The organism is Actinoplanes flavus (assembly GCF_017592555.1).
GTDB lineage: Bacteria > Actinomycetota > Actinomycetes > Mycobacteriales > Micromonosporaceae > Actinoplanes > Actinoplanes flavus.
In genome coordinates this window covers 320953-342143 of sequence record NZ_JAGFNS010000001.1, presented here as the reverse complement: position 1 = coordinate 342143, position 21191 = coordinate 320953, and the positions used below count along the sequence as shown (strand labels likewise).

Below are 21191 nucleotides of genomic sequence, written 5' to 3'. Positions count from 1 at the left end.
GATGCCCACCCGGCCGGTTGCGGTTCGGGCGGGACTACGATGCTTCCTCATGGCTCGCGTGCTCACTCCCCGTGCGGAGGACTTCCCCCGCTGGTACCAGGACCTCATCGCCAAGGCGCAGCTCGCCGACAACGGCCCGGTGCGCGGGACGATGGTGATCCGTCCGGTCGGCTACGCGATCTGGGAGCGGATGCAGGCCGACATGGACGCCCGGATCAAGGAGCAGGGCGTCCAGAACGCGTACTTCCCGCTCTTCATCCCGGAGAACTACCTGCGCCGCGAGGCCGACCACGTGGAGGGCTTCTCGCCGGAGCTGGCCGTGGTCACCCACGCCGGTGGCAAGGAGCTCGCCGAGCCGCTGGTCGTGCGCCCCACCAGCGAGACCGTGATCGGCGAGTTCATGGCCAAGTGGGTCGACTCGTACCGTGATCTGCCTCTCCTGCTCAACCAGTGGGCCAACGTGGTCCGGTGGGAGCTGCGCCCGCGGACCTTCCTGCGGACCACCGAGTTCCTCTGGCAGGAGGGCCACACCGCGCACGCCACCGAGGCCGACGCGCGGGAGCACGCGCGGGACATCCACCGCAACGTCTACCAGGCGTTCATGGAGGAGTTCCTGGCCATCCCGGTCATCCCGGGCCGCAAGACCCGTGGCGAGCGCTTCGCCGGCGCCACCAACACGATGACCGTCGAGGCCATGATGGGCGACGGCAAGGCGCTCCAGATGGGCACCTCGCACGAGCTCGGGCAGAACTTCGCGAAGGCGTTCGACATCACCTACTCGTCGGCCGAGCGGACCGTCGAGCACGCCTGGACCACCTCGTGGGGCACGTCCACCCGGATGGTCGGCGGCCTGATCATGGTGCACGGCGACGACAACGGCCTGCGGCTTCCGCCGCGGCTCGCGCCGATCCAGGTCCAGATCATGGTGGTCAAGGCGGGCGAGGGCGTCGCGGAGGCGGCGGCTCAGCTCACGGCAGACCTCAAGACCGCGGGTGTACGGGTGAAGCTCGACGACCGCGCGGACGTCCCGTTCGGCCGGCGTGCGGTGGACGCCGAACTCCAGGGCATCCCGATCCGGATCGAGGTCGGCCCGCGTGACCTGGCCAACGGCAACGCCGTGGTGGCCCGCCGGATCGACGGCACCAAGTCGCCGGTCGCCCTGGCCGAGGTGGTCAACGAGGTCGTCGCCGCCCTCAAGGCCGACCAGCAGCGGCTCTTCGACGACGCGCTGGCGTTCCGGGTGGAGCGCACCGTCGAGGTGAAGACACTCGCCGAGGCGATCGAGGCGGCGCAGACCGGGTTCGCCCGGGTGCCGTGGTCGGCGGTCGGCGAGGCCGGCGAGAAGGAGGCGAACGGCAAGGCCGTCACGGTCCGCTGCCTCACCCGTGAGGACGGCTCGATGCCGGAGTCGGACGAGGAGCCGGACCTGATCGCCTACCTGGCCCGCTCCTACTGATGGGTTTCGCGCCGGGCCGGCTGATCCTGCACCGGGACACCCACCACGGCCGGATCGCCTTCGTGCATCCCGGCCGGGTGGTCTCGGACGACGACCGTGGGCTGCTCATCTGGGTGGCCCGCGGTTCGGTGATCGCGGTCGAGACGACGCTGGACGGCCGCTTCCCGCGCGATCTCCCGTTCGCCGACTGGATGGCCGCCGAGCGGGCGCCCCGGATCGCCCGCTGGCAGGGCCCGGGTGTGCTGCGGTTCTTCCCGCCGGGGGAGAACCACTCGGTCTGGTTCTTCCGCGACGACGAGGGCCACTTCACCGAGTACTACGTCAACCTGGAGGAGTCCGCCGTCCGCTGGGACGACGGCGTGGCCGCCGGGATCGACGTGATCGACCAGGATCTCGACATCGTGGCCCGGCCGGGCGGCGCCTGGCGCTGGAAGGACGAGGACGACTTCGCCGAGCGCCTGGCCCACCCCGACCTCTACTGGGTCCCCGACGAGGCCGCGGTCTGGGCCGAGGGCCACCGAGTGATCAAGAAGATCGAATCCGCCGAGTTCCCGTTCGACGGCACCTGGACCGATTTCCGCCCCGACCCGTCCTGGCCGACCCCTGAGGAACTGCCGGAGGGCTGGGACCGCCCGGTCGTGGCCCGGGCGTAAAACTCATCCCGATTGGGATCCTTCCCTGGTCGTCTGGCAGAATGGCTCGTTGGTATCCGGCACGCTGCAGGCGCCCTCTAACCCCTGACAGCGCAAGCCAGTCCACGAGGCATCGGTCCCACATCCCCACGTGGGTTCCGGTCGGCTCACCCACGCAGTCATCAGGAGCGAAAACACCGTGGCCGTTAAGATCCGGCTCCTGCGGATGGGCAAGATCCGCAACCCGCAGTACCGCATCGTCGTCGCCGACTCGCGCACCAAGCGCGACGGCCGCGCCATCGAGTACATCGGCATCTACCAGCCGAAGGAACACCCCTCGGTCATCGAGGTCAAGTCCGACCGCGTTCAGTACTGGCTCTCCGTCGGCGCCCAGCCGTCCGAGCCGGTGCAGCGCATCCTGGAGAAGACCGGCGACTGGCAGAAGTTCAAGGGCCTGCCCGCTCCGGCCCCGCTGCTGGTCGCGCCGAGCAAGCAGAGCAAGGCCGAGGTGTTCGACGCCGAGTCGAAGGCCGCCGCCGGCGTCGCCGACAAGCCCGCCACCGCGAAGAAGGCGTCGAAGCCCGCCGAGGCCGCCGAGCCGAACCGCGAGGCTGTCGCCGAGACCGCTGAGGACCCGGCCGGTGCCGGCGCCGACGCGAGCTGACGGGGCGCTCCGGCCCGCGCTGGAGCACCTCGTCAAGGGCATCGTCGACAACCCGGACGACGTCCGGGTCCGGCTGGTCGACTCGCGCCGTGGCAAGCGGCTCGAGGTTCGCGTGCACCCCGAGGACCTGGGAACGGTCATCGGGCGGGGCGGGCGGACGGCCAAGGCCCTGCGTCAGGTGATCGGGTCGATCGGCGGTCGTGGCATCCGGGTCGACATCGTCGACGCGTACTGATCGATGCTGCTCGTCGTCGGCCAGATCGGTAAACCGCACGGCATCCGGGGCGAGGTCTCGGTGGTCGTGCGGACCGACGAGCCCGAGGAACGCTTCACCGCCGGGTCGGTGTTCATCACGGAGGTCCCCCGGGACCGCCGGGTGGGCGCCGGCCCGGCGGCCGCTCCCGCTCCCGGTGCTCGTTTCGAAGTCCCGAAGCACCTCACTCTCGAGTCGATCCGCTGGCATCAGGGCCGTGGGATCGCCGTCTTCGAGGGCATTCACGACCGCAACGTCGCCGAGGCGCTCAAGGGTGTGTTCCTCCAGGTGGACAGTGCCGACCTGGCGCCCCCGGAGGACCCGGAGGAGTTCCACGACCACCAGCTCATCGGGCTGCGGGTGGAGTCCCTGGACGGCACCGAGCACGGCACCGTGCAGCGGATCGAGCACGCCCCGGCCTCGGATCTGATCGTGCTCGCGAAGAAGGGCGGCGGGACGGCTCTGATCCCGTTCGTCACCGCGATCGTCCCGACCGTGGACCTGCCCGGTGGCCGGGTCGTCGTCGACCTCCCGGAAGGCCTGCTCGACCTGTGAAGGCTCTCCCGCTGTGAAGGCTCTCCCGCTGTGAAGGTTCTCCTGTGAAGGTCGACATCATCTCGATCTTCCCGGACTATTTCGCGCCGCTCGAACTCTCGCTGATCGGCAAGGCGCGGACCACCGGGACGCTGAAGCTCGCCGTGCACGACCTGCGCACCTGGACCTCCGACGTGCACCGGACCGTGGACGACACCCCGTACGGCGGTGGCCCCGGCATGGTGATGCGGCCGGAGCCGTGGGGTCAGGCCCTGGACGCGGTCGCCTCGCCGGGCGCCACGCTGATCGTGCCGTCCCCGGTCGGCCGGCCGTTCACCCAGGCCGACGCCCACGAGCTGGCCGAGCTTCCCCACCTGGTCTTCGCGTGCGGCCGCTACGAGGGCATCGACCAGCGGGTGATCGACGACGCCGCGGCCCGGATGCCGGTGCGCGAGGTGTCGCTCGGCGACTACGTGCTCTTCGGCGGCGAGGTCGCGGTCATCGTGATCATGGAGGCGGTCACCCGGCTGCTGCCCGGGGTGCTCGGCAACGCCGACTCGCTCACCGAGGAGTCGCACGCGGCCGGCCTGCTGGAGGCCCCGGTCTACACCAAACCGCAGTCCTGGCGCGATCGCGAGGTGCCGGAGGTGCTCCGTTCCGGCGACCACGGCCGGATCGCCCGCTGGCGGCGGGACCAGAGCCTGCTGCGTACCGCGTCCCGCCGGCCCGACATGTATGCCGCCTACCCCCCGGATAACCTGGACAAGAAGGACCGGGCGGCGCTCACCGAGGCCGGATTTCAGATCCCGCCTCCGCGTGTGGCAGAGTAGGGAGGTTGCCGTCTTCGCCGCACGCCGTGCGGTGCTGACGAGGACCCCTCCGGGGGTCAGAATCACCCATCCGCGCACCGACTCCCGGTGCGCTTCTAGTACGACGAGGATGCAGCGATGAACACGCTGGACGCTCTTGACGCCCAGTCGCGGCGTACCGACCTTCCCGACTTCCGGGCCGGTGACACGCTCAAGGTGCACGCCCGGGTCGTCGAAGGCAACCGCTCCCGTGTCCAGGTCTTCCAGGGCGTCGTGATCGCCCGCCAGGGCGCCGGTCTGCGTGAGACCTTCAAGGTTCGCAAGATCAGCTTCGGTGTCGGCGTCGAGCGGACCTACCCGCTCAACAGCCCGGCGATCGACAAGATCGAGGTCATCACCCGTGGTGACGTCCGCCGCGCCAAGCTCTACTACCTGCGTGAGCTCCGTGGCAAGAAGGCCAAGATCAAGGAGCTTCGGGAGAAGCAGACCGTCTGATTCACGCGGTGCGGCGGGAACGGGTGCGGGCGAACTACGCTTGCGGCTGTGCCTGGCGCGCTGTAGGTGAACCTTTTCAGTCCTACCGCTCGTAAATTTCCCTAAGCCGGGAAACTCGGGCGGTAGTGCTGTATCCGGGGGCGGTTCGGCCGGTAGGCGGCGGGAGATGCGAAGCGTGGATCCGATGGAAGGCTATCGGCCGTCTCAACGACGGCGGGCCGCGATGCGGCGCAAGGAGATGCCACTGTGGCAGGAGCTGCCGCTCCTGCTGATCGTGGCGTTCTGCCTGGCCGTTCTCATCCGGACCTTCTTGGTCCAGGCCTTCTACATCCCCTCCGGGTCGATGGAGAACACCCTGGCGATCCAGGACCGGGTCCTGGTCAACAAGGTCGTCTACGACATGCGCGACCCGCTGCGCGGCGAGATCGTCGTCTTCCGCGGCACCGACGACTGGGCGCCCGAGGTCACCGAGGCGGTCAGCAACACGTTCCTGGCCAAGCTCGGCCGGACCATCGGCGACCTGGTCGGGGTGAGCCGTCCCGGCGAGCGCGACTTCATCAAACGGGTGATCGGCCTTCCGGGTGACAAGGTGGCCTGCTGCGACGCGCAGGGCCGGATCACCGTCAACGGCGTCGGCATCGACGAGGTGTACATCGCGGAGGGTTTCAACTCCGATCTGAGCCAGCCGCCGATCCCCGGGCAGTGCACCAGCCGGCGGTTCGCCGAGGTGACCGTCCCGGCCGGTGAGATGTTCGTGATGGGCGACCACCGCTCGGTCTCCCAGGACGCCCGCTGCCAGGGGACCGTGCCGATCGAGAACATCATCGGCCGGGCCTTCGTGGTGGTCTGGCCCAGCGACCGGTTCACCAGCCTCAACGTGCCCGACGTGTGGAAACGGTATGCCGAGCAGTACCCGTCGGCGGCTGCCGCCCACCCGGTCAAGGCCCGTGAGGAGCACCCCGCGGTGGCCACGGACGTGTTCGGAGTTCTGTTCGCGGTGGCGCTATCCGCGCGTTCCGGCATGTCGTTGGTGACTCGACGACGTAGGCTCCGAGCGTGATTGACGAGCAGACCGAAAAACGCAAGGGCTCATTCTGGCGCGAGCTCCCCATCCTGCTTGGCGTGGCGATCCTCGTCGCCTTCCTGGTCCGGGCGTTCGTGCTGCAGACGTTCTACATCCCGTCCCCCTCCATGCAGCACACCCTGGAGCTGTGGGACCGGGTGCTCGTCAACAAGCTGGTCTACGACTTCCGGGACCCGCGCCGCGGCGAGATCATCGTCTTCAAGGCGCCGACCGCCTGGCAGTCCGGCGCCGACGGCGAGGACTTCATCAAGCGCGTCATCGGCCAGCCCGGCGACAACGTGGTCTGCTGCGACCAGCAGCAGCGGCTCGTCATCAACGGCAAGTCGCTCGACGAGCCTTATGTGTACGTCGAGGCCGACGGCACCCGCAACCAGGTCGCCGACCAGAATTTCGACATCACCGTCCCGGAGGGCCGCCTCTGGGTGATGGGTGATCACCGCGAGGCGTCCGGCGACTCGCTGGAGCACTACGAGCAGAGCGGCGCGGCCGACGAGGCCGGCAAGATCCAGGACGCGACGATCCCGGTCGACTCGGTGGTCGGCCGCGCCTTCACGATCTTCTGGCCGGCGAGCCGGGCGACCTGGCTGACCGTGCCGGAGGAGTTCGATTCGATCCCCGACGCGGGTAGGTAACCATCCGAGCATAGGCTTGGTCGCGTGACCGAGGTGATTGACCGCCGTGCCGGCCGGGTTCTCCTGGTCGATCCGGCCGGCCGGGTCCTGCTGCTGCACGGCGGCGACCCGGCGCGCCAGGAGCAGCGCTGGTGGTTCACGCCCGGCGGCGGCCTGACACCGGGCGAGACGGTCGCCGACGCGGCCCGCCGCGAGCTCTTCGAGGAGACCGGCCTGCGGATCGGCCCGTCCGATCTGGGTGAGCCGGTCCATCACGAGGTCGCCGAGTTCTCGTACGACCGTCGGCGGTACCGTCAGGAGCAGGACTTCTTCCTGGTCCGGGTGGCCGATTGGCAGGTCGACACGGCCGGGATGGAGGAGGCCGAGCGGCTCACCATCACCGAGCATCGATGGTGGTCGGCCGCCGAGATCGAGGCGAGCGCCGAGCAGATCTACCCGGTCGACCTGGCCGCCCTGCTGCGCCGGCACGCCGCCGACGCCGTACCGGATGGACGTTGTTAGATGCTGGCCCCACCACGCACCGTGGTCCGCCGCGAGGCCGGGCTCTACGCGCTGGAGCAGGCGCTCCAGCGCCGTGGCTTCCGGCACGTGGCCGGCGCCGACGAGGCGGGCCGCGGCGCCTGCGCCGGCCCGCTGGTCGCGGCCGCCGCGATCCTGCCCGAGGGCCGGCGCGGCGAGATCCCCGGCCTGGCCGACTCCAAACTGCTGACGGCGGCGGCCCGGGAGCGCGTCTACGACCAGGTCGTCGCGAAGGCCCTGGCCTGGTCCGTGATGATCATCCAGCCGACCGAGGTGGACGCCCGCGGCCTGCACGTCTGCAATCTCGCGGCGATGCGCCGCGCGCTGGCGTCGCTCACCGTCCGCCCGGAGTACGTGCTGACCGACGGCTTCCCGGTCGACGGCCTCGGCGTGCCCGGTCTCGCGGTGTGGAAAGGCGACCGGGTCGCCGCCTGCGTCGCGGCCGCCAGCGTCCTGGCGAAGGTCACCCGGGACCGGCTCATGGTCGAGCTCGACGAGAGGTATCCGGACTACGGCTTCGCCGTTCACAAGGGCTACATCACCGAGGAGCACAGCACCGCGCTGACCAGGCACGGGCCGTGTCCGGAGCATCGGTTCTCGTACGTCAACGTGGCCGCCGCCTCGGGGCGCGGCAACCGGCCACCGCGGGCCCGGCGTCCCGTTTCGTCATCGGCGCCTTCTTTGTTCGACGATGTATCCGTTACCGAGCCGCTGCTGCTTCCGGAGGCCGCGGCGGGTACCGTCGGCGTGGCGTCAGGCGAGCAGCCTCGGCCGTCGCCGTCAGTGGGGGAAGATGAGGCCATGGAGGGCGAAGAACGATGAGCGCAGAGGATCTCGAGAAGTACGAGACCGAGATGGAGCTGCAGCTCTACCGGGAGTACCGCGACATCGTCCGCCAGTTCTCCTACGTGGTGGAGACGGAGCGCCGGTTCTACCTGGCCAACCAGGTGGACCTGCACGTGCGCAACTCCGACGGTGAGGTGTATTTCGAGGTCGAGATGCACGACGCCTGGGTGTGGGACATGTACCGTCCGGCCCGCTTCGTGAAGAACGTGCGCGTGATGACGTTCAAGGATGTCAACGTCGAAGAGCTGGAGAAGCCGGACATCTCGTTGCCCGACGACGCCGGCTTCGGCAGCTGACGCTCCATCCACAGTTCGCGGCTGTCCACAGGGCCGGCCGCGCGCCGGCGGCTGACCGGGCAGGCTCTCCGGCATGCCCGGACTCGTTGCACTCCTGTCCCTGCTGCTGCTCGCCGCCCCGTCCGGTTACACCTGGCCGGTGACGTCGCCGACGGTGCTGCGGCGCTTCGATCCACCACCGCGACCCTGGCTCGCCGGGCACCGCGGCGTCGACCTGGGCGCCCCCGCCGGGGCGGTGGTGCGATCCGCGGGCGCCGGCATCGTCGTCCACGCGGGCCCGCTCGCCGGCCGGGGTGTGATCAGCATCGCCCACGCCGGTGGCCTGCGGACCACCTACGAACCGGTCACCGCCACGGTCGCGGTCGGCGAGCCGGTCACCGCCGGCCAGCCGATCGGCACCCTCCAGGCCGGGCATCCCGGCTGCCCACAGACCGCCTGCCTGCACTGGGGCCTGCGCCGCGGCCCGGCCTACCTCGACCCGCTCGCCCTGCTCGGCATCGGCCGGGTCCGGCTTCTGCCGCTCACCGCCGCATCTCCCTGATCAGCGCGGGCAGCCGATCCGCCAGAAGGTGGTAATCCTCCGGCCGGTTGTAGATCTGCGCGCTCAACCGGAGCAGCCCGCGCCCGCCCCACGCGTTCACCGCCACCTCCGCGGCCAGCTTGTCGGCGATCCGCAGCCGCAGCTCGAGAGCCTCCGGCGGGGTGCTGGCCAGCCCGGCCGGCAGCGGCACCACCCGCATGGCCACCCCCGGGCCGCCGGGGCCGGGCAGATCGGCGGGCGCGAGGCCGAGAGCCTCACCGACGACCCGCTGACCGTACGCCGCGAGCGTCGCATTGTGCTCCCGGACCGCCTCCAGCCCCAGCGTGCGCAGCGCGAAGATCCCGGCCGGGGCCGCCAGCCACGACGTGTAGTCGATCGTCCCCTGGAACTCCACCGACAGCGGGAACCCCTCGTCGTGCTCCCACGACACCACCAGCGGGTCGATCCGGCGGCGCCAGGCCGGCGCCACGGTCAGCAGGGCGGTGCCGCGGGGCGCCCAGCCCCACTTGTGCAGATTGCCGACCCAGAAGTCGGCGCCGATCGCGGACACGTCCACCGGCAGCATCCCCGGCACGTGGGCGGCGTCCACCAGCACCGGGATGTCGTGCTCCCGGGCGGCGGCGACGATCTCGCCCACCGGGAAGAGAGCCGCCGTCGCCGACGCCACCTGGTCGACCACCAGCAGCCTCGTCCGGCCCGGCCGCAGCGCCGCCCGGATCCGGGCCGTGACGTCCACGGCGGAGGCGCCGAGCGGAACAGCCACCGTCCGCGCCGTCGCCCCGGACCGCCGGCACTGCCGCCGGACCGCCATCGTCACGGCCCCGTAGGCGTGATCGGTCAGCAGCACCTCGTCGGCCGCCCGCAACCCCACCGACTGCAGGATCAGCGAGACGGCGGCCGTCGTGTTCGGGACCAGGGCGCTGCCGTCCGGGTCGGCGCCGAGAAACGCCGCCAGATGACGTCGCGTGTGGACGATCCGGTCCATCAGCCCGGAACCGTAGAAGCGCAGCGGATTCGCCTCCACCTCGTCCCGGAGCCGCTGCTGGGCCCGCTGCACGCTGATCGGCAGCGCGCCGAACGAACCGTGATTCACATGGGACACCGACGGATCCAGCGAGAAGAGCAGACGGGCGCCCGGAATGGGCCGCGGCTTCTCCGGGGCGGTCATGCTGAGGATCGTACGATGTCAGGCCCGCGGGTGCGCCTGATTGAAGGCCGTACGCAGGCGCTCGGTCGACACATGGGTGTAGATCTGGGTGCTCGCCAGCGAACTGTGCCCCAGCAGCTCCTGCACCGCCCGCAGATCAGCGCCCCCGTCCAGCAGATGGGTGGCCGCCGAATGCCGCAGATCGTGCGGCCGAGTGTGCGGCAGCCCCGCCGCCCGGGCCGCGCCCGCCACGATCCGCCGAACCACGGTCGGTTGCAGGCGGCCGCCCTTCACCCCGAGGAAGAGAGCGTCCCGGCTACCCCTCGCCACCAGTTCGGGCCGCCCACGGCGAAGCCAGTCGTCGAGCGCACGGCGAGCCGGATGCCCGAACGGCACCGCGCGCTCCTTGGCGCCCTTCCCGAAGACCCGCACCACCTGCCGGGCGTGATCCACGTCGGAACGGTCGAGGTTGCAGAGCTCACTCACCCGGATCCCGGTCGCGTAGAGCAACTCCAGTACGGCCCGGTCCCGAACCTCGAGCACACTCCCACCGCCGATCCCGCCGCGCCCACTTCCCGCGCCGTCCGCACGTTCGGCGTCGCTCGGGCATCCGGCATTGTTCCGGCTTTCGGCGGTGGCGCTGCGGTAGCTGCGGGGGGAGGCGGTGACCAGGGTCGCGGCCTGATCGGCGCGAAGGACCGTCGGCAGGTTGCGATGCGCGCGCGGGGTCGCGAGCTGCGCGCCCACGTCGGTGGGAGTGCGCCCGGTGCGATGGGCCCAGCCGGTGAAGGCGCGGACCGACGCCGCACGCCGGGCCTGCGAGGTACGAGCCGCACCCGACCCCATCCGGGCGGCGAGCCACCCGCGCAGCAGCGTGATGTCCAGTTCGGCGACGCTGGACCGGCCTTCGTAGGCGGCGTGGTCGAGCAGCGAGACGACATCCCCGGTGTAGGCACGCACGGTGTGCTCCGAACGGCCCTCCACCACCGCCAGGTGCCGACTGAACTCGTCCACCGCCTCGCGCAGCCCCGGGGGCAGTCGCTCGTGCATCTCACGGATCCGCATCACCCTGACCGTCCTACCGCCGGACCGTCTCGTCAAGCTTCCCGCGCCCACGAGCACACCAGCCCGAAGCGATACCCGCCCTCGCGGATCTGCCCGGCTGCGACCGATCTTGTCCAGGCTGGCCGTCGGCGCTGTCTCGGCACCGTCGAGACAGCCCTCAGAGCCAGCCGATCACTTTCGGCTGGTCGTGAGCGCTGTCTCGGCACCGTTGAGACAGCGCTGGGGGCCAGCTGGCCAAGATCTGCGACAGGGCGCAGTCGGCCGCCGTGCTCCTGAGGCAGTTGGCGGAAGCAACCGGCCCGCCCCTTCCCGGATCCGGTGGGCGAGGCTGTCCGGACGCGCGTAAGCGGGCAGGTGGCTAGCCGCGCGCCCAGGAGATGAAGCGTTCGTACAGGTTCAGTGGCGCGGACCCGCCCTGGGCTGTGAAGTCGTCGAGCGCGTCGTACATCTGCGCCGACAGGTAGATCTTCAACAGTGACGGGAAGTCGGTGTACTCGGTCAGGAGCCGTCTCTTCGCCTCGGCGCAGGGCCATGGCTGCCGGCAGACGCGGCAAAGCCAATGAGGACGGTCGTGCAGGTGTTCTGCCTCGTGTGCGGTGGACAAACGTTCCCCCGGAAGAATCAACTGTTCGTGGTGGGCGGCGAACTCCGGCCGTTCATTCGTCGCCGTTGTATGAGCCATCCGTGCCGCCGGTTCGGACCTGCGGTGGTGGGGAGTCACGGATCAGCGTGATGAGCTCCTCGCGGTGCCGACTGGAGCCCTATTCCTGGAAGGGCCCTCCCGTGACGGCGGCCAAGCCGTCCCGTGATTCGGGACCGTGGAGCGTGTTCGGGGGCACGCCGCGCTGTAGGGCCCGCTCCTCGTATTCGGGTGGGGTGACTGCGGACGGCGCGTGTGCTCGGCCGGAAACCGCGAGTCGTGAGACGGGCTGCTGCCTTCGGCGGTCGGGGTGTGTGGTGACGCGTCGCAGGAATCCGAGCTGAGGTTCCGGCCTTCGGTGGTCGGGGTGTGTGGTGACGTGTCGTGGGGATTCGAGCTGGGGTGTCGGCCTTCGGTGGTTGGGATGTGTGGTGACGTGCCGTAGGCGTTTCGGCTCCGGCCTTCGGTGGTCAGCGGCCGGAACGTCGACGCCGGAGTGTGGGACGGCCACCCTGCCCGGCCCGATGCTCCTGAGCCGGGGTGAGACGCCCGGCGCGCCCGGCGTCGAACTCTCCGGAGGTGCGGGCAGGCGGACCGGACCTGTGCCCGCCTCCGGAGAAGCCGGGTGGTTTGGGCCCGGAAGCACCCGGAGGTCCGGACGGCCCCGGGTGGGCGGATGGCTTGGGCCCGAAGGCTCCCGGGTGTGCGGGCGGCTTGGGGGAGGAGGCCCCCGGACGGGTGGGCGGTCTGGGTGCGGGTGCGGCTTCCGTGGGAGGCTGGGGCCCGGCCGGGGTGCCCGCGCCGGGACGGGCGGCCCTCGACCGGTAGAGGCGCGGCCCACCCCGTGGCACCTCCGGCTCCATGAGGAGGGGCCGGGGCGGATAGGGCGGCGGTGGTGACGGCGGGATGCGGTCGATGCAGGGTGCGGGGAGACCGCATATGCAGCGACGCCACAGGGTCCGCCAATCGCGTCGATGGCGAGGGTGGTGTGGCACCAACTCGGCTGAATCGCGTCGAGTAGTCATCGGCTCACCTTACTTGTCTGGTGACAACCCGTCCCATAACAAGTTGATTGTTGACTAATTGACCCGCGCCTACGGTCGATCGCGTGGGAGTGAAGCCGATCCGACTCATGGGCGCGCACGAAATCCGTATCCGTCTGGGTGGTGTCAGTCGCCAGCGGGCGTACCAGATCACCAGCCGCGCGGACTTTCCGAAGCCGGTCGCCGACCTGGCGCAGGGCAAGGTCTGGCTGACCGAGGATGTCGAGGCCTGGATGAAGGTTCACCGCCGTGACCTGGACGAGTCTGACGACTGACCCGTCCGGTCACGTGTCGTGACCCGTTCACCGGCTCGTGTGCCGGCCGCCGTTCCGGCGGTGGCCGGCGCGCTCGACGGGCCGGTCGCAGCCGTGCCCGCGGGCCGGTGATGTCCATCGATGCAGGCCATCGATGGTCCGGCATCTCATGCACGCTTGGTGGCGGCCTATAAGTCCGTATTGTCCGAATGTTCGCATGGGGTGAGATCACTCGTCCGAGTGACGGACGGGCCGCCGACCGGGTGGCAGCGCGAATCCGTCCCCGGTGCGGACCACCAATTCGGCCATCTCCAGCAGGGAGAGCCGCCGCAACACCGTCCGCAGGCTCAGCCGCGCGCCGGCGGCCAGCTCCTCCGGGGTGCAGGCTCCCCGTGCCGGCAGGGACTCCAGGATCAGGGCCGACTCCTCGTCGAGACGGTCGCGCCGGTGCTCCGGGCCGCGCGGCGGATCCACCAGGTATTCGCCGATCCGGCCGACCTCCTCGAGCACGTCCGTGGCCGAGGTCACCACCCGGGCGTACGGATGGCCGCGCAGGATCTCGTGGCAACCGACCGACATCGCCGACGTGACCGGGCCCGGCACCACCATCGCGGGCCGGCCGAGGGCGAGCACCCGGCTCATCGTCTGGGTCGCGCCGCTGCGGGCCGCCGCCTCGACCACGACCGTGCCGGCGGTGACCGCGGCGATCACCCTGTTCCGGATCAGGAACCGGTGCCGGAACGGTGCCGCGCCGATCGGCCACTCGCTCACCAGCAGGCCCTGCTCGACGATCCGGTCGAACATCGCGGAGTTCCCCACCGGGTAGGGCCGGTCCACGCCGCAGGCGAGGATCGCCATGGTCCGGCCGTCGGCGGCCAGCGCGCCGCGATGGGCGGCCGTGTCGATGCCGAACGCGCCGCCGGAGACGACGGTCCATCCCTCGCCGGAGATCGAGTACGCCATGTCGGTCGTGACGTGCCTGCCGTACGCGGTGGAGGCCCGGGCGCCGACGATCGCCACCGACCGTTCCAGGGTCTCGCCGAGGGCCGCGGCGCCGCGCACCCAGAAGCAGAGAGGCGGCCGGGTGTCCTGGTTGACGAGCCCGCCGGCGTCGAGTTCCAGAGCCGCCAGGTCGTCGACCCGGGCGGGCCACTCGTCGTCGGCGGGTACGACGAGGCGGGCGCCGAGCCGGTCCGCCCGGCGCAGAGCGATCTCCGCCATCCGGCGTGGGTCACCGGACCTGAGCCGGGCGGTGACCGCCGAACGCAGGCGGGTGTCCGGGATGTCACCGTCGAGCAGCCGGTCCAGCGCGGCCGGTGCGCCGGACTGCTGGACGAGTGTCCACACCGTCCGGTTGCCGGGTTCGGCGAGCCAGGTCAGTGCGACACGGGCGGCCCGATCGGCCGGCTCGCCCGCGCCGGGGCAGCCGCTCATGACGGGCATCCCGCGGCGATCACGAGAACAACGGCGATCACGGCGACGAGCGCCGCACGGCTTACGGCACGGGTCGTGGCGAAATTCATCAGAAACTCCAAAAAGGACGTACGACGGAGGCCACCGATGCGGTCAGGCGCACCGCACCGGGTCGGTGAAGCGGTCGCCCCGAGTCGAAGCAGCCGGCGGCGGTGGGTGAAGGTGGGGGAGCGGGTGGGGCGAACGGCGGGCCGAGGGTGACGGGCGGGAGCGGGCGTCACGCGGCGGCGCGGGTGGTGGGCTCACCCATGCGCAGCTGGTACGCCTCACAGACGTCCCCCACCGCGGGCCGGTCCCGCCCGTCCAGGTCGGCGATGGTCCAGGCCAGCCGCAGGCACCGGTCGAAGCCGCGCGCCGACAGCACCCCGATCTCCAGGGCGTCGTGCAGGACGGCCGTGTCCCGGGGTGGCAACCGCCACGGCGGCCGCCGCAGCCGGTGCCCGGGCACCTCGGCGTTGACCCGCCAGCCGCCGGTCGCCCACCGGGCCGCGGCCGCCGTACGGGCTCGGGCCACCCGGACCGCGACGGCGGTGGACGGCTCGGCGGGTTCGGTGGCGACGGTCAGCTGGGCGGCCCGCACCGGCAGCAGGTGGATCTTCATGTCGATGCGGTCGAGCAGCGGCCCGGACAGCTTGCCCAGATAGCGGCGCCGGACCAGGGGCGTGCACTGGCAGGCGTGGTCCCCGGCCGGGCTGGCGCAGGGGCACGGGTTCGCGGCGACGACCAGCTGTGCCCGGGCCGGGTACTCGGTGGTGCCGCGGGCCCGGGACAGCACCACCCGGCCGCTCTCCAGGGGTTGCCGCAGCGCCTGGAGCGTGCCGCGGCTCATCTCGGGCACCTCGTCGAGGAAGAGCACGCCCCGGTGGGCCAGGCTGAGCGCGCCCGGCCGGATCAGCCCGGAGCCGCCGCCGACCAGGGCCGCGAGTGACGAGCTGTGGTGTGGCGCCTGGAACGGCGGACGGCGGATCAGCCGCCCGTCCGGCGGCAGCACCCCGGCGATCGACTGGAGAGCGGTGACCTCGAGGGCGGCGTCGTCGTCGAGCTCCGGCAGGATGGACGGGAGCCGCTCGGCGAGCATCGTCTTGCCGGAGCCGGGCGGGCCGAAGAGGGCCAGGTGATGGCCGCCGGCCGCGGCGATCTCCAGGGCGTACCGGCCGATCTCCTGGCCGGCCACGTCGGCCAGGTCGGGGCCGGGCGGCTCGGTCGTCTCCGGTGCGTCCGGCGGATCGAGCAGCGCCGCCTCGCCGCGGGCGAACTCGACGAGGCGGTGCAGGGTGTCGACGGCCCGGACGGTGACGCCCGGCACGACGGTCGCCTCCCGCGCGTTGCCGGCCGGCACGATGACGCGGGTGATCCCGGCCCGGACCGCCGCGGCCACCATCGGCAGCACGCCGCGCACCGGTCGTACCGTGCCGTCGAGGCCGAGCTCGCCGAGCAGCACGACCCGGTCGAGCGGCGCCGGCGGCAGCTCACCGGCGCCGGCCAGCACCGCGGCGGCGATCGCCAGGTCGAAGGCGCTGCCGTGCTTGGGCAGGGCGGCGGGCAGCAGGTTCACCGTGATCCGGCGGTTGGGCCAGTCCCGTCCGGAGTTCACCACGGCGGCCCGGACCCGGTCGCGGGCCTCGTTGAGCGCGGTGTCGGGCAAACCGGTGAGGGCCAGCGCGGGCAGGCCGGCGGACAGGTCGGCCTCGACTTCGACGAGGTGGCCGGCCACCCCGGCGAGGCCGACGCAGAGCACCCGGGCGTAGCTCATCAGAAGGCGCTCCTGATGTGTACGAGGCGGGTGGCGCCACGTGGTTGCGGCAGGACCTCCACCACGTCGAAACGGATGCGCTGTCCCCGTACCCCCGTCTCGGTCAGCCAGCGAGCCGCCAACTGGCGCAACTTGCGCACCTTGCGGTGGCTCACCGCGGCCGCCGGCGGACCGAAGGTCGCCGTGCGGCGGGTCTTCACCTCGCAGAAGACCAGGTCGTCGCCGTCACGCAGGATCAGGTCGACCTCGCCGTCGGCGCAGCGCCAGTTGCGTTGCAGCAGGATCAGGCCGCTGTCCTGGAGGTGCCGGGCGGCCAGTCGTTCGCCGTACGCGCCGACCGCCCGTCGCTGAGTCGTCATGACCCGGCACGGTGGCACCGATCGCGGCGGCCCGCTCGGCGCCCTGTGGGCCGTGCGGCGCTGTGGATGACCGCCGACCGTCCGCCGGATCGTGGTAGCGACCCAAGACAAGAGGGTGGACCGGCCCGGCGCGGGGCTTGGCGTATGCTTGTCGGCGGCGACCGCCCACGCGGTCGACCTCGCGCGCCCTCCGAACGCGCCGTGATCTGAGTCACTCAGAGTAACGGTCGTCGGCGGCGGCCCTCCCTGGTCCCGATCTCGTCGGGTCCGACCGTGGCCGCCGACCGGGCGCCAGGACGCCCACCGCCGGTGGGCGTGACAACCAGGGAAGATCAGGGAGTGCCAACCATGGCCGTCGTGACCATGCGTCAGCTGCTGGAGAGCGGTGTCCACTTCGGGCACCAGACCCGGCGCTGGAACCCGAAGATGAAGCGCTTCATCTTCACCGAGCGCAACGGCATCTACATCATCGACCTGCGCCAGACCCTCGACTACATCGAGAAGGCGTACAGCTTCATCCGGGACACCGTCGCCGAGGGTGGCCACATCCTCTTCGTCGGCACCAAGAAGCAGGCGCAGGAGGCCATCGCCGAGCAGGCGACCCGGGTCGGCCAGCCGTATGTCAACCACCGCTGGCTCGGTGGCATGCTGACCAACTTCCAGACGGTGTACAAGCGCCTTCAGCGGATGAAGGAGCTCGAGGCCCTGGGTGACCTGAGCGGCACCGCCGCCGGTTACACCAAGAAGGAGACCCTCCAGCTCTCCCGCGAGAAGGAGAAGCTCACCAAGACCCTCGGTGGTCTGCGTGACATGACCAAGGTGCCGTCGGCGATCTGGGTCGTGGACACCAAGAAGGAGCACATCGCGGTCGACGAGGCCCGGAAGCTCAACATCCCGGTCATCGCGGTGCTGGACACCAACTGCGACCCGGACGAGGTCGACTTCCCGATCCCGGGCAACGACGACGCGATCCGCTCCGCCGAGCTGCTGACCAAGGTCGTCGCCAGCGCCGTCGCCGAGGGCCTGATCGCCCGCTCCGGCCGTGGCCGCGGTGGCAACGCCGACGAGAAGCCCGAGGCGGGCACCGTCGCCGCCGGCGAGCCGCTGCCCGAGTGGGAGCGGGACCTCTACGAGGGCGCCGAGAAGAAGGCCGAGGAGCCGGCCGCCGCCGCTCCGGCCGCCGCCGTCCCCGCCGAGTAACTCGACCGACTGACATCGAGAGAAGAGTCATGGCTAACTACACCGCCGCGGACGTCAAGAAGCTCCGCGACCTCACCGGTGCCGGCATGATGGACTGCAAGAAGGCGCTCGAGGAGTCCGAGGGCGACTTCGACAAGGCTGTCGAGTTCCTCCGCATCAAGGGTGCGAAGGACGTCGGCAAGCGGGCCGGCCGGACCGCCGCGAACGGCATCGTCAGCCACTCGGGCGGCGCGCTGCTCGAGCTGAACTGCGAGACCGACTTCGTCGCCAAGACCCCGGACTTCGTGGCCCTGGGCGACCGGCTCGTCAAGTTCGGTGAGGCCAACAAGATCGCTGACGCCGCCGCGCTGCTGGCCGCCACGATCGAGGACGGCAAGACCGTCGCCGACCTGGTCCAGGACTACGCCGCCAAGATCGGCGAGAAGATCGTGGTCAACCGCTTCACGATCGTCGACGGCACCGTCGCGGTCTACCTGCACCGCAAGGCGCAGGACCTGCCGCCGCAGGTCGGCGTCCTGGTGCAGTACACCGGCAAGAGCGACGAGGCGGCCGACAACGACGCCCGCGCGGTCGGCATGCAGATCGCCGCGATGCGCCCGAAGTTCCTGACCCGCGAGGAGGTCCCGGCCGAGGTCGTCGAGACCGAGCGCCGCGTGGCCGAGCAGACCGCTCGTGAGGAGGGCAAGCCGGAGCAGGCTCTGCCCAAGATCATCGAGGGTCGGGTGAACTCCTTCTTCAAGGACTTCGTCCTGCTCGAGCAGGCTTCGGTCGTCGACAACAAGAAGACGGTCAAGCAGGTCGTCAGCGAGTCCGGCATCGAGGTCACCCGCTTCGTCCGGTACGAGGTCGGCCAGGAGTAAGGCGAGTAACGCTGTGGCACGGGAGGTCGGGTACGCGATTCAGCGCCCGGCCTCCCGGTCGCATAAGGTCTCCTGCAGATAGCGAAGGAAAGGCGGGTCTCATGACGATGGTGACCGAGCAGTCCGCCACGGTTGACGAGAACCCGCCGCCCATGCGGCCACGGCGGGTCGTGCTCAAACTCTCCGGCGAAGTCTTCGGCGGCGGCGCGGTCGGGGTCGAGCCCGACGTGGTCCAGTCGCTGGCGAAGCAGATCGCGACCGTGACGCGGCGCGGCATCCAGGTCGCCGTGGTGGTCGGCGGCGGCAACTTCTTCCGCGGCGCGGAGCTGCAGAAGCGCGGCATGGACCGCAACCGGGCGGACTACATGGGCATGCTCGGCACGGTGATGAACTGCCTGGCCCTCCAGGACTTCCTGGAGAAGGAGGGCATCGAGACCCGTGTGCAGACCGCCATCACGATGGCCCAGGTCGCCGAGCCGTACCTCCCTCTCCGTGCGATCCGTCACCTGGAGAAGGGCCGGGTCGTGATCTTCGGCGCGGGCGCCGGCATGCCGTACTTCTCCACCGACACGGTGACCGCCCAGCGCGCGCTGGAGATCCACGCGGACATGGTGCTGATGAGCAAGAACGGCGTGGACGGGGTCTACACCGCCGACCCCCGGATCGACCCCACCGCCCGGAAACTGGAGACCATCACCTTCCAGGGCGTCCTCCAGCGCGGGCTGCGGGTGGCCGACCAGGCCGCGTTCAGCCTCTGCGAGGAGAACAAGCTCCCGATGCTGGTCTTCGGCGCCGAGGGCGACGACACCATCGTGCGCGCGTGTGCCGGCGAGCGGATCGGGACCCTGATCACCGCCGACTGATCGCGCTCCGTCCCCACATCCCGCACCACCGAAGACAGCAAGGAGGCGAGAAGAGCCGGTGATCGAGGAAACCCTCTTCGAGGCCGAGGAGAAGATGGAGAGCGCGGTCGAGCACGCCAAGGAGGAGTTCGCCGCCATCCGTACCGGCCGGGCTACTCCCGCGATGTTCTCCAAGATCCTGGTCGACTACTACGGCGCGCCCACGCCGGTGACGCAGATGGCGTCCGTCGGCGTCCCGGAGCCGCGCATGGTCATCGTGAAGCCCTATGACGCGTCCCAGCTGGGTCCGATCGAGCGGGCGATCCGTGACTCCGATCTGGGAGTCAACCCCAACAACGAGGGTACGCAGCTGCGCATCCACCTCCCGCAGATGACGGAGGAGCGCCGCCGAGAGATGATCAAGGTGGCCCGTGGCAAGGCCGAGGACGGCCGTGTCGCCATCCGGAACGTCCGCCGCAAGGCCAAGGACCAGATCGACAAGCTGGTCAAGGACGGCGACACCGGCGAGGACGAGGGCCGTCGCGCGGAGAAGGAACTCGACGACGTGACCCATCGCTACGTCGCCTCGATCGACGAACTCCTCAAGCACAAGGAAGCCGAGTTGCTCGAGGTCTGAGCACCGGACGAAGCCCGGCCCGCCTCGCCGTCAGGTGCGCCGGGCTTCCGCCTGTTCGGCCGGTCTCGGTTCACGGATGGTTAAATTCCCGGCCACCTCGAACCCTGTTCAACCGTCACCTTTGCAGTACGCTCTGCACGGTTTCAGTGAGCATGAGGTAGGGGTCGGCATTGTCTTTGCAACCAGCGGCGGCGCCGCCCGCGTACCCCGGAACGGAATCGATGATCGAGCCCGGTAACCCGCAGCCGGCGGAGAACGCCAGGAGCGGCGGCAAGGGCCGTCGCCGTGCCGGGAAGGGCCGCAAGCCGCAGGGCGGCGGCCGCGCGGGGCGTAACCTGCCCGCCGCCATCGCGGTCGGCCTCAGCCTGGGCCTGATCGTCCTGGCGTCCCTGCTGATCGAGCCGATCGCCCTGCTGGGCGTCCTCGTGGTGGCCTCCGGCGTCGGCGCCTGGGAGATGGCCCGCGCGCTGGCCACCACCGGCGCCCGCCCGCCGCTGATCCCGCTGATCGCCGGCAGCACCGTGATGATCGGCCTGGCCTGGTTCGAGGGCGTCGACGCGCTGACCCTGGGCCTGGTGGCCACGGTCGGCGCCGCGGTCCTGTGGCGGCTCGCCGACGGGGTGGCCGCGGTCCGCCGGGACTTCACCCCCAGCCTCCTGATCGCCGTCTACGGCCCGTTCCTGCTGGCCTTCGCGGCCATGCTGGTGCAGATGGACGACGGCCCGCTGCGGGTGATCTGCACCCTGGTCGCCGTGGTGCTCTCGGACACCGGTGGGTACGCCGCCGGCGTCTTCCTCGGCAAGCACCCGATGGCTCCGAAGATCAGTCCGAAGAAGTCGTGGGAGGGCTTCGCCGGTTCGGTCACGGCGGCCGCCATCGGCAGCGGCGCCCTGCTCTTCTTCCTGCTCGACGTGCCGGTCTACGGGGGCCTGCTGTTCGGCGCGGTCATCTCGGTGGTGGCGGTGCTCGGCGACCTGGCCGAGTCCATGCTCAAGCGGGATCTCGGCGTGAAGGACATGAGCAACCTGCTGCCCGGGCACGGCGGCCTGATGGACCGGCTGGACTCGATCCTGTTCGCCGTTCCGACCGCGTACCTGCTCTTCGCGATCATCGCCCCGAGCTAGCAATGGGCGAGAGACTCCGCGGACGTGGGAGAC

24 protein-coding genes and 1 pseudogene are annotated in these 21191 nt (G+C 70.8%); 19 read left to right on the top strand and 6 right to left on the bottom strand.

Annotated elements, in window-relative coordinates; translation table 11 throughout:
• Window positions 1-49: 49 nt before the first annotated feature.
• The 13 genes from proS to J5X75_RS01540 all read left to right on the top strand — a co-directional run bounded on the left by proS (window position 50) and on the right by J5X75_RS01540 (window position 8761).
• Complete coding sequence (proS, locus tag J5X75_RS01600; protein ID WP_188119460.1) at window positions 50-1456, top strand: proline--tRNA ligase; 1407 nt, start codon at window positions 50-52, stop codon at window positions 1454-1456.
• Window positions 1456-2109: a ribonuclease FAU-1 family protein gene (locus J5X75_RS01595; protein ID WP_208465343.1), complete on the top strand. Its 654-nt coding sequence runs from the start codon at window positions 1456-1458 to the stop codon at window positions 2107-2109. Before proS ends, J5X75_RS01595 begins: the two co-directional genes overlap by 1 nt.
• A 178-nt stretch (window positions 2110-2287) precedes the next feature.
• Complete coding sequence (gene rpsP, locus J5X75_RS01590) at window positions 2288-2752, top strand: 30S ribosomal protein S16 (protein WP_208465342.1); 465 nt, start codon at window positions 2288-2290, stop codon at window positions 2750-2752.
• A complete protein-coding gene (locus tag J5X75_RS01585) occupies window positions 2730-2987 on the top strand; it encodes an RNA-binding protein (protein ID WP_014447131.1) in 258 nt (85 codons plus the stop codon). Before rpsP ends, J5X75_RS01585 begins: the two co-directional genes overlap by 23 nt.
• Before the next feature lie 6 nt (window positions 2988-2993).
• Window positions 2994-3560 carry a ribosome maturation factor RimM gene (gene rimM / locus J5X75_RS01580; RefSeq protein ID WP_208465677.1) on the top strand — a complete coding sequence of 189 codons (567 nt, stop codon included), beginning with the start codon at window positions 2994-2996 and terminating at the stop codon, window positions 3558-3560.
• Between the two features lie 44 nt (window positions 3561-3604).
• Entirely contained in the window at window positions 3605-4369 is a 765-nt protein-coding gene (gene trmD, locus J5X75_RS01575; RefSeq protein ID WP_208465341.1) for a tRNA (guanosine(37)-N1)-methyltransferase TrmD, read from the top strand.
• A gap of 117 nt (window positions 4370-4486) precedes the next feature.
• The gene (gene rplS, locus J5X75_RS01570; protein ID WP_204294867.1) at window positions 4487-4843 is read left to right on the top strand and encodes a 50S ribosomal protein L19; all 357 of its coding nucleotides are present in this window, start codon (window positions 4487-4489) and stop codon (window positions 4841-4843) included.
• Window positions 4844-5009: 166 nt separating this feature from the next.
• Complete coding sequence (gene lepB / locus J5X75_RS01565; RefSeq protein ID WP_208465340.1) at window positions 5010-5903, top strand: signal peptidase I; 894 nt, start codon at window positions 5010-5012, stop codon at window positions 5901-5903.
• Window positions 5900-6559: a signal peptidase I gene (lepB, locus tag J5X75_RS01560; RefSeq protein ID WP_208465339.1), complete on the top strand. Its 660-nt coding sequence runs from the start codon at window positions 5900-5902 to the stop codon at window positions 6557-6559. The genes lepB (J5X75_RS01565) and lepB (J5X75_RS01560) overlap by 4 nt, the downstream gene beginning before the upstream one ends.
• A gap of 24 nt (window positions 6560-6583) precedes the next feature.
• A complete protein-coding gene (locus J5X75_RS01555) occupies window positions 6584-7060 on the top strand; it encodes an NUDIX hydrolase (protein WP_307797882.1) in 477 nt (158 codons plus the stop codon).
• Window positions 7061-7900: a ribonuclease HII gene (locus J5X75_RS01550; RefSeq protein ID WP_188119453.1), complete on the top strand. Its 840-nt coding sequence runs from the start codon at window positions 7061-7063 to the stop codon at window positions 7898-7900. It begins immediately after the preceding gene.
• Entirely contained in the window at window positions 7897-8220 is a 324-nt protein-coding gene (locus tag J5X75_RS01545) for a DUF2469 domain-containing protein (RefSeq protein ID WP_020517955.1), read from the top strand. Before J5X75_RS01550 ends, J5X75_RS01545 begins: the two co-directional genes overlap by 4 nt.
• Before the next feature lie 73 nt (window positions 8221-8293).
• Window positions 8294-8761, top strand: coding sequence for a murein hydrolase activator EnvC family protein (locus J5X75_RS01540; RefSeq protein WP_208465338.1), 468 nt, complete (start codon window positions 8294-8296; stop codon window positions 8759-8761).
• Here J5X75_RS01540 and J5X75_RS01535 read toward each other — a convergent pair.
• The 3 genes from J5X75_RS01535 to J5X75_RS01525 all read right to left on the bottom strand — a co-directional run bounded on the left by J5X75_RS01535 (window position 8742) and on the right by J5X75_RS01525 (window position 11577).
• Entirely contained in the window at window positions 8742-9929 is a 1188-nt protein-coding gene (locus tag J5X75_RS01535; protein ID WP_208465337.1) for an aminotransferase class V-fold PLP-dependent enzyme, read from the bottom strand. The two genes, J5X75_RS01540 and J5X75_RS01535, sit on opposite strands and share 20 nt — an antisense overlap.
• Before the next feature lie 18 nt (window positions 9930-9947).
• Window positions 9948-10973 (bottom strand): tyrosine recombinase XerC, encoded by a 1026-nt coding sequence (locus tag J5X75_RS01530; protein WP_208465336.1) that lies wholly within the window; start codon window positions 10971-10973, stop codon window positions 9948-9950.
• Window positions 10974-11331: 358 nt separating this feature from the next.
• Window positions 11332-11577: a hypothetical protein gene (locus J5X75_RS01525; protein ID WP_208465335.1), complete on the bottom strand. Its 246-nt coding sequence runs from the start codon at window positions 11575-11577 to the stop codon at window positions 11332-11334.
• A 1168-nt stretch (window positions 11578-12745) separates the two neighbouring features.
• On the opposite strand from J5X75_RS01525, the gene J5X75_RS01520 reads away from it, so the two are divergent.
• Entirely contained in the window at window positions 12746-12931 is a 186-nt protein-coding gene (locus tag J5X75_RS01520; protein ID WP_208465675.1) for an AlpA family phage regulatory protein, read from the top strand.
• A 207-nt stretch (window positions 12932-13138) separates the two neighbouring features.
• On the opposite strand, the gene dprA is transcribed toward J5X75_RS01520, so the two are convergent.
• From dprA to J5X75_RS01505, 3 genes are all read right to left on the bottom strand, one after another.
• Window positions 13139-14344 carry a DNA-processing protein DprA gene (gene dprA, locus J5X75_RS01515; protein WP_238487113.1) on the bottom strand — a complete coding sequence of 402 codons (1206 nt, stop codon included), beginning with the start codon at window positions 14342-14344 and terminating at the stop codon, window positions 13139-13141.
• 256 nt (window positions 14345-14600) lie between these two features.
• Window positions 14601-16136, bottom strand: coding sequence for a YifB family Mg chelatase-like AAA ATPase (locus J5X75_RS01510; protein WP_208465331.1), 1536 nt, complete (start codon window positions 16134-16136; stop codon window positions 14601-14603).
• A complete protein-coding gene (locus tag J5X75_RS01505; protein ID WP_208465330.1) occupies window positions 16136-16495 on the bottom strand; it encodes a YraN family protein in 360 nt (119 codons plus the stop codon). Before J5X75_RS01505 ends, J5X75_RS01510 begins: the two co-directional genes overlap by 1 nt.
• 348 nt (window positions 16496-16843) lie before the next feature.
• Between J5X75_RS01505 and rpsB the strand changes: the two genes are divergently transcribed.
• The 5 genes and pseudogenes from rpsB to J5X75_RS01480 form a co-directional block, all read left to right on the top strand.
• Window positions 16844-17695, top strand: a complete 852-nt coding sequence (gene rpsB / locus J5X75_RS01500; protein WP_208465328.1) for a 30S ribosomal protein S2 — start codon at window positions 16844-16846, stop codon at window positions 17693-17695.
• A gap of 29 nt (window positions 17696-17724) precedes the next feature.
• Entirely contained in the window at window positions 17725-18555 is an 831-nt protein-coding gene (tsf, locus tag J5X75_RS01495) for a translation elongation factor Ts (RefSeq protein WP_208465326.1), read from the top strand.
• A 107-nt stretch (window positions 18556-18662) separates the two neighbouring features.
• Window positions 18663-19418, top strand: coding sequence for a UMP kinase (pyrH, locus tag J5X75_RS01490; protein WP_188126782.1), 756 nt, complete (start codon window positions 18663-18665; stop codon window positions 19416-19418).
• Window positions 19419-19476: 58 nt separating this feature from the next.
• Window positions 19477-20034 (top strand): ribosome recycling factor, encoded by a 558-nt coding sequence (frr, locus tag J5X75_RS01485; RefSeq protein ID WP_208465325.1) that lies wholly within the window; start codon window positions 19477-19479, stop codon window positions 20032-20034.
• 191 nt (window positions 20035-20225) lie between these two features.
• Window positions 20226-21158, top strand: a pseudogene (locus J5X75_RS01480) (phosphatidate cytidylyltransferase); the annotation flags it as partial.
• Between the last annotated feature and the right edge of the window lie 33 nt (window positions 21159-21191).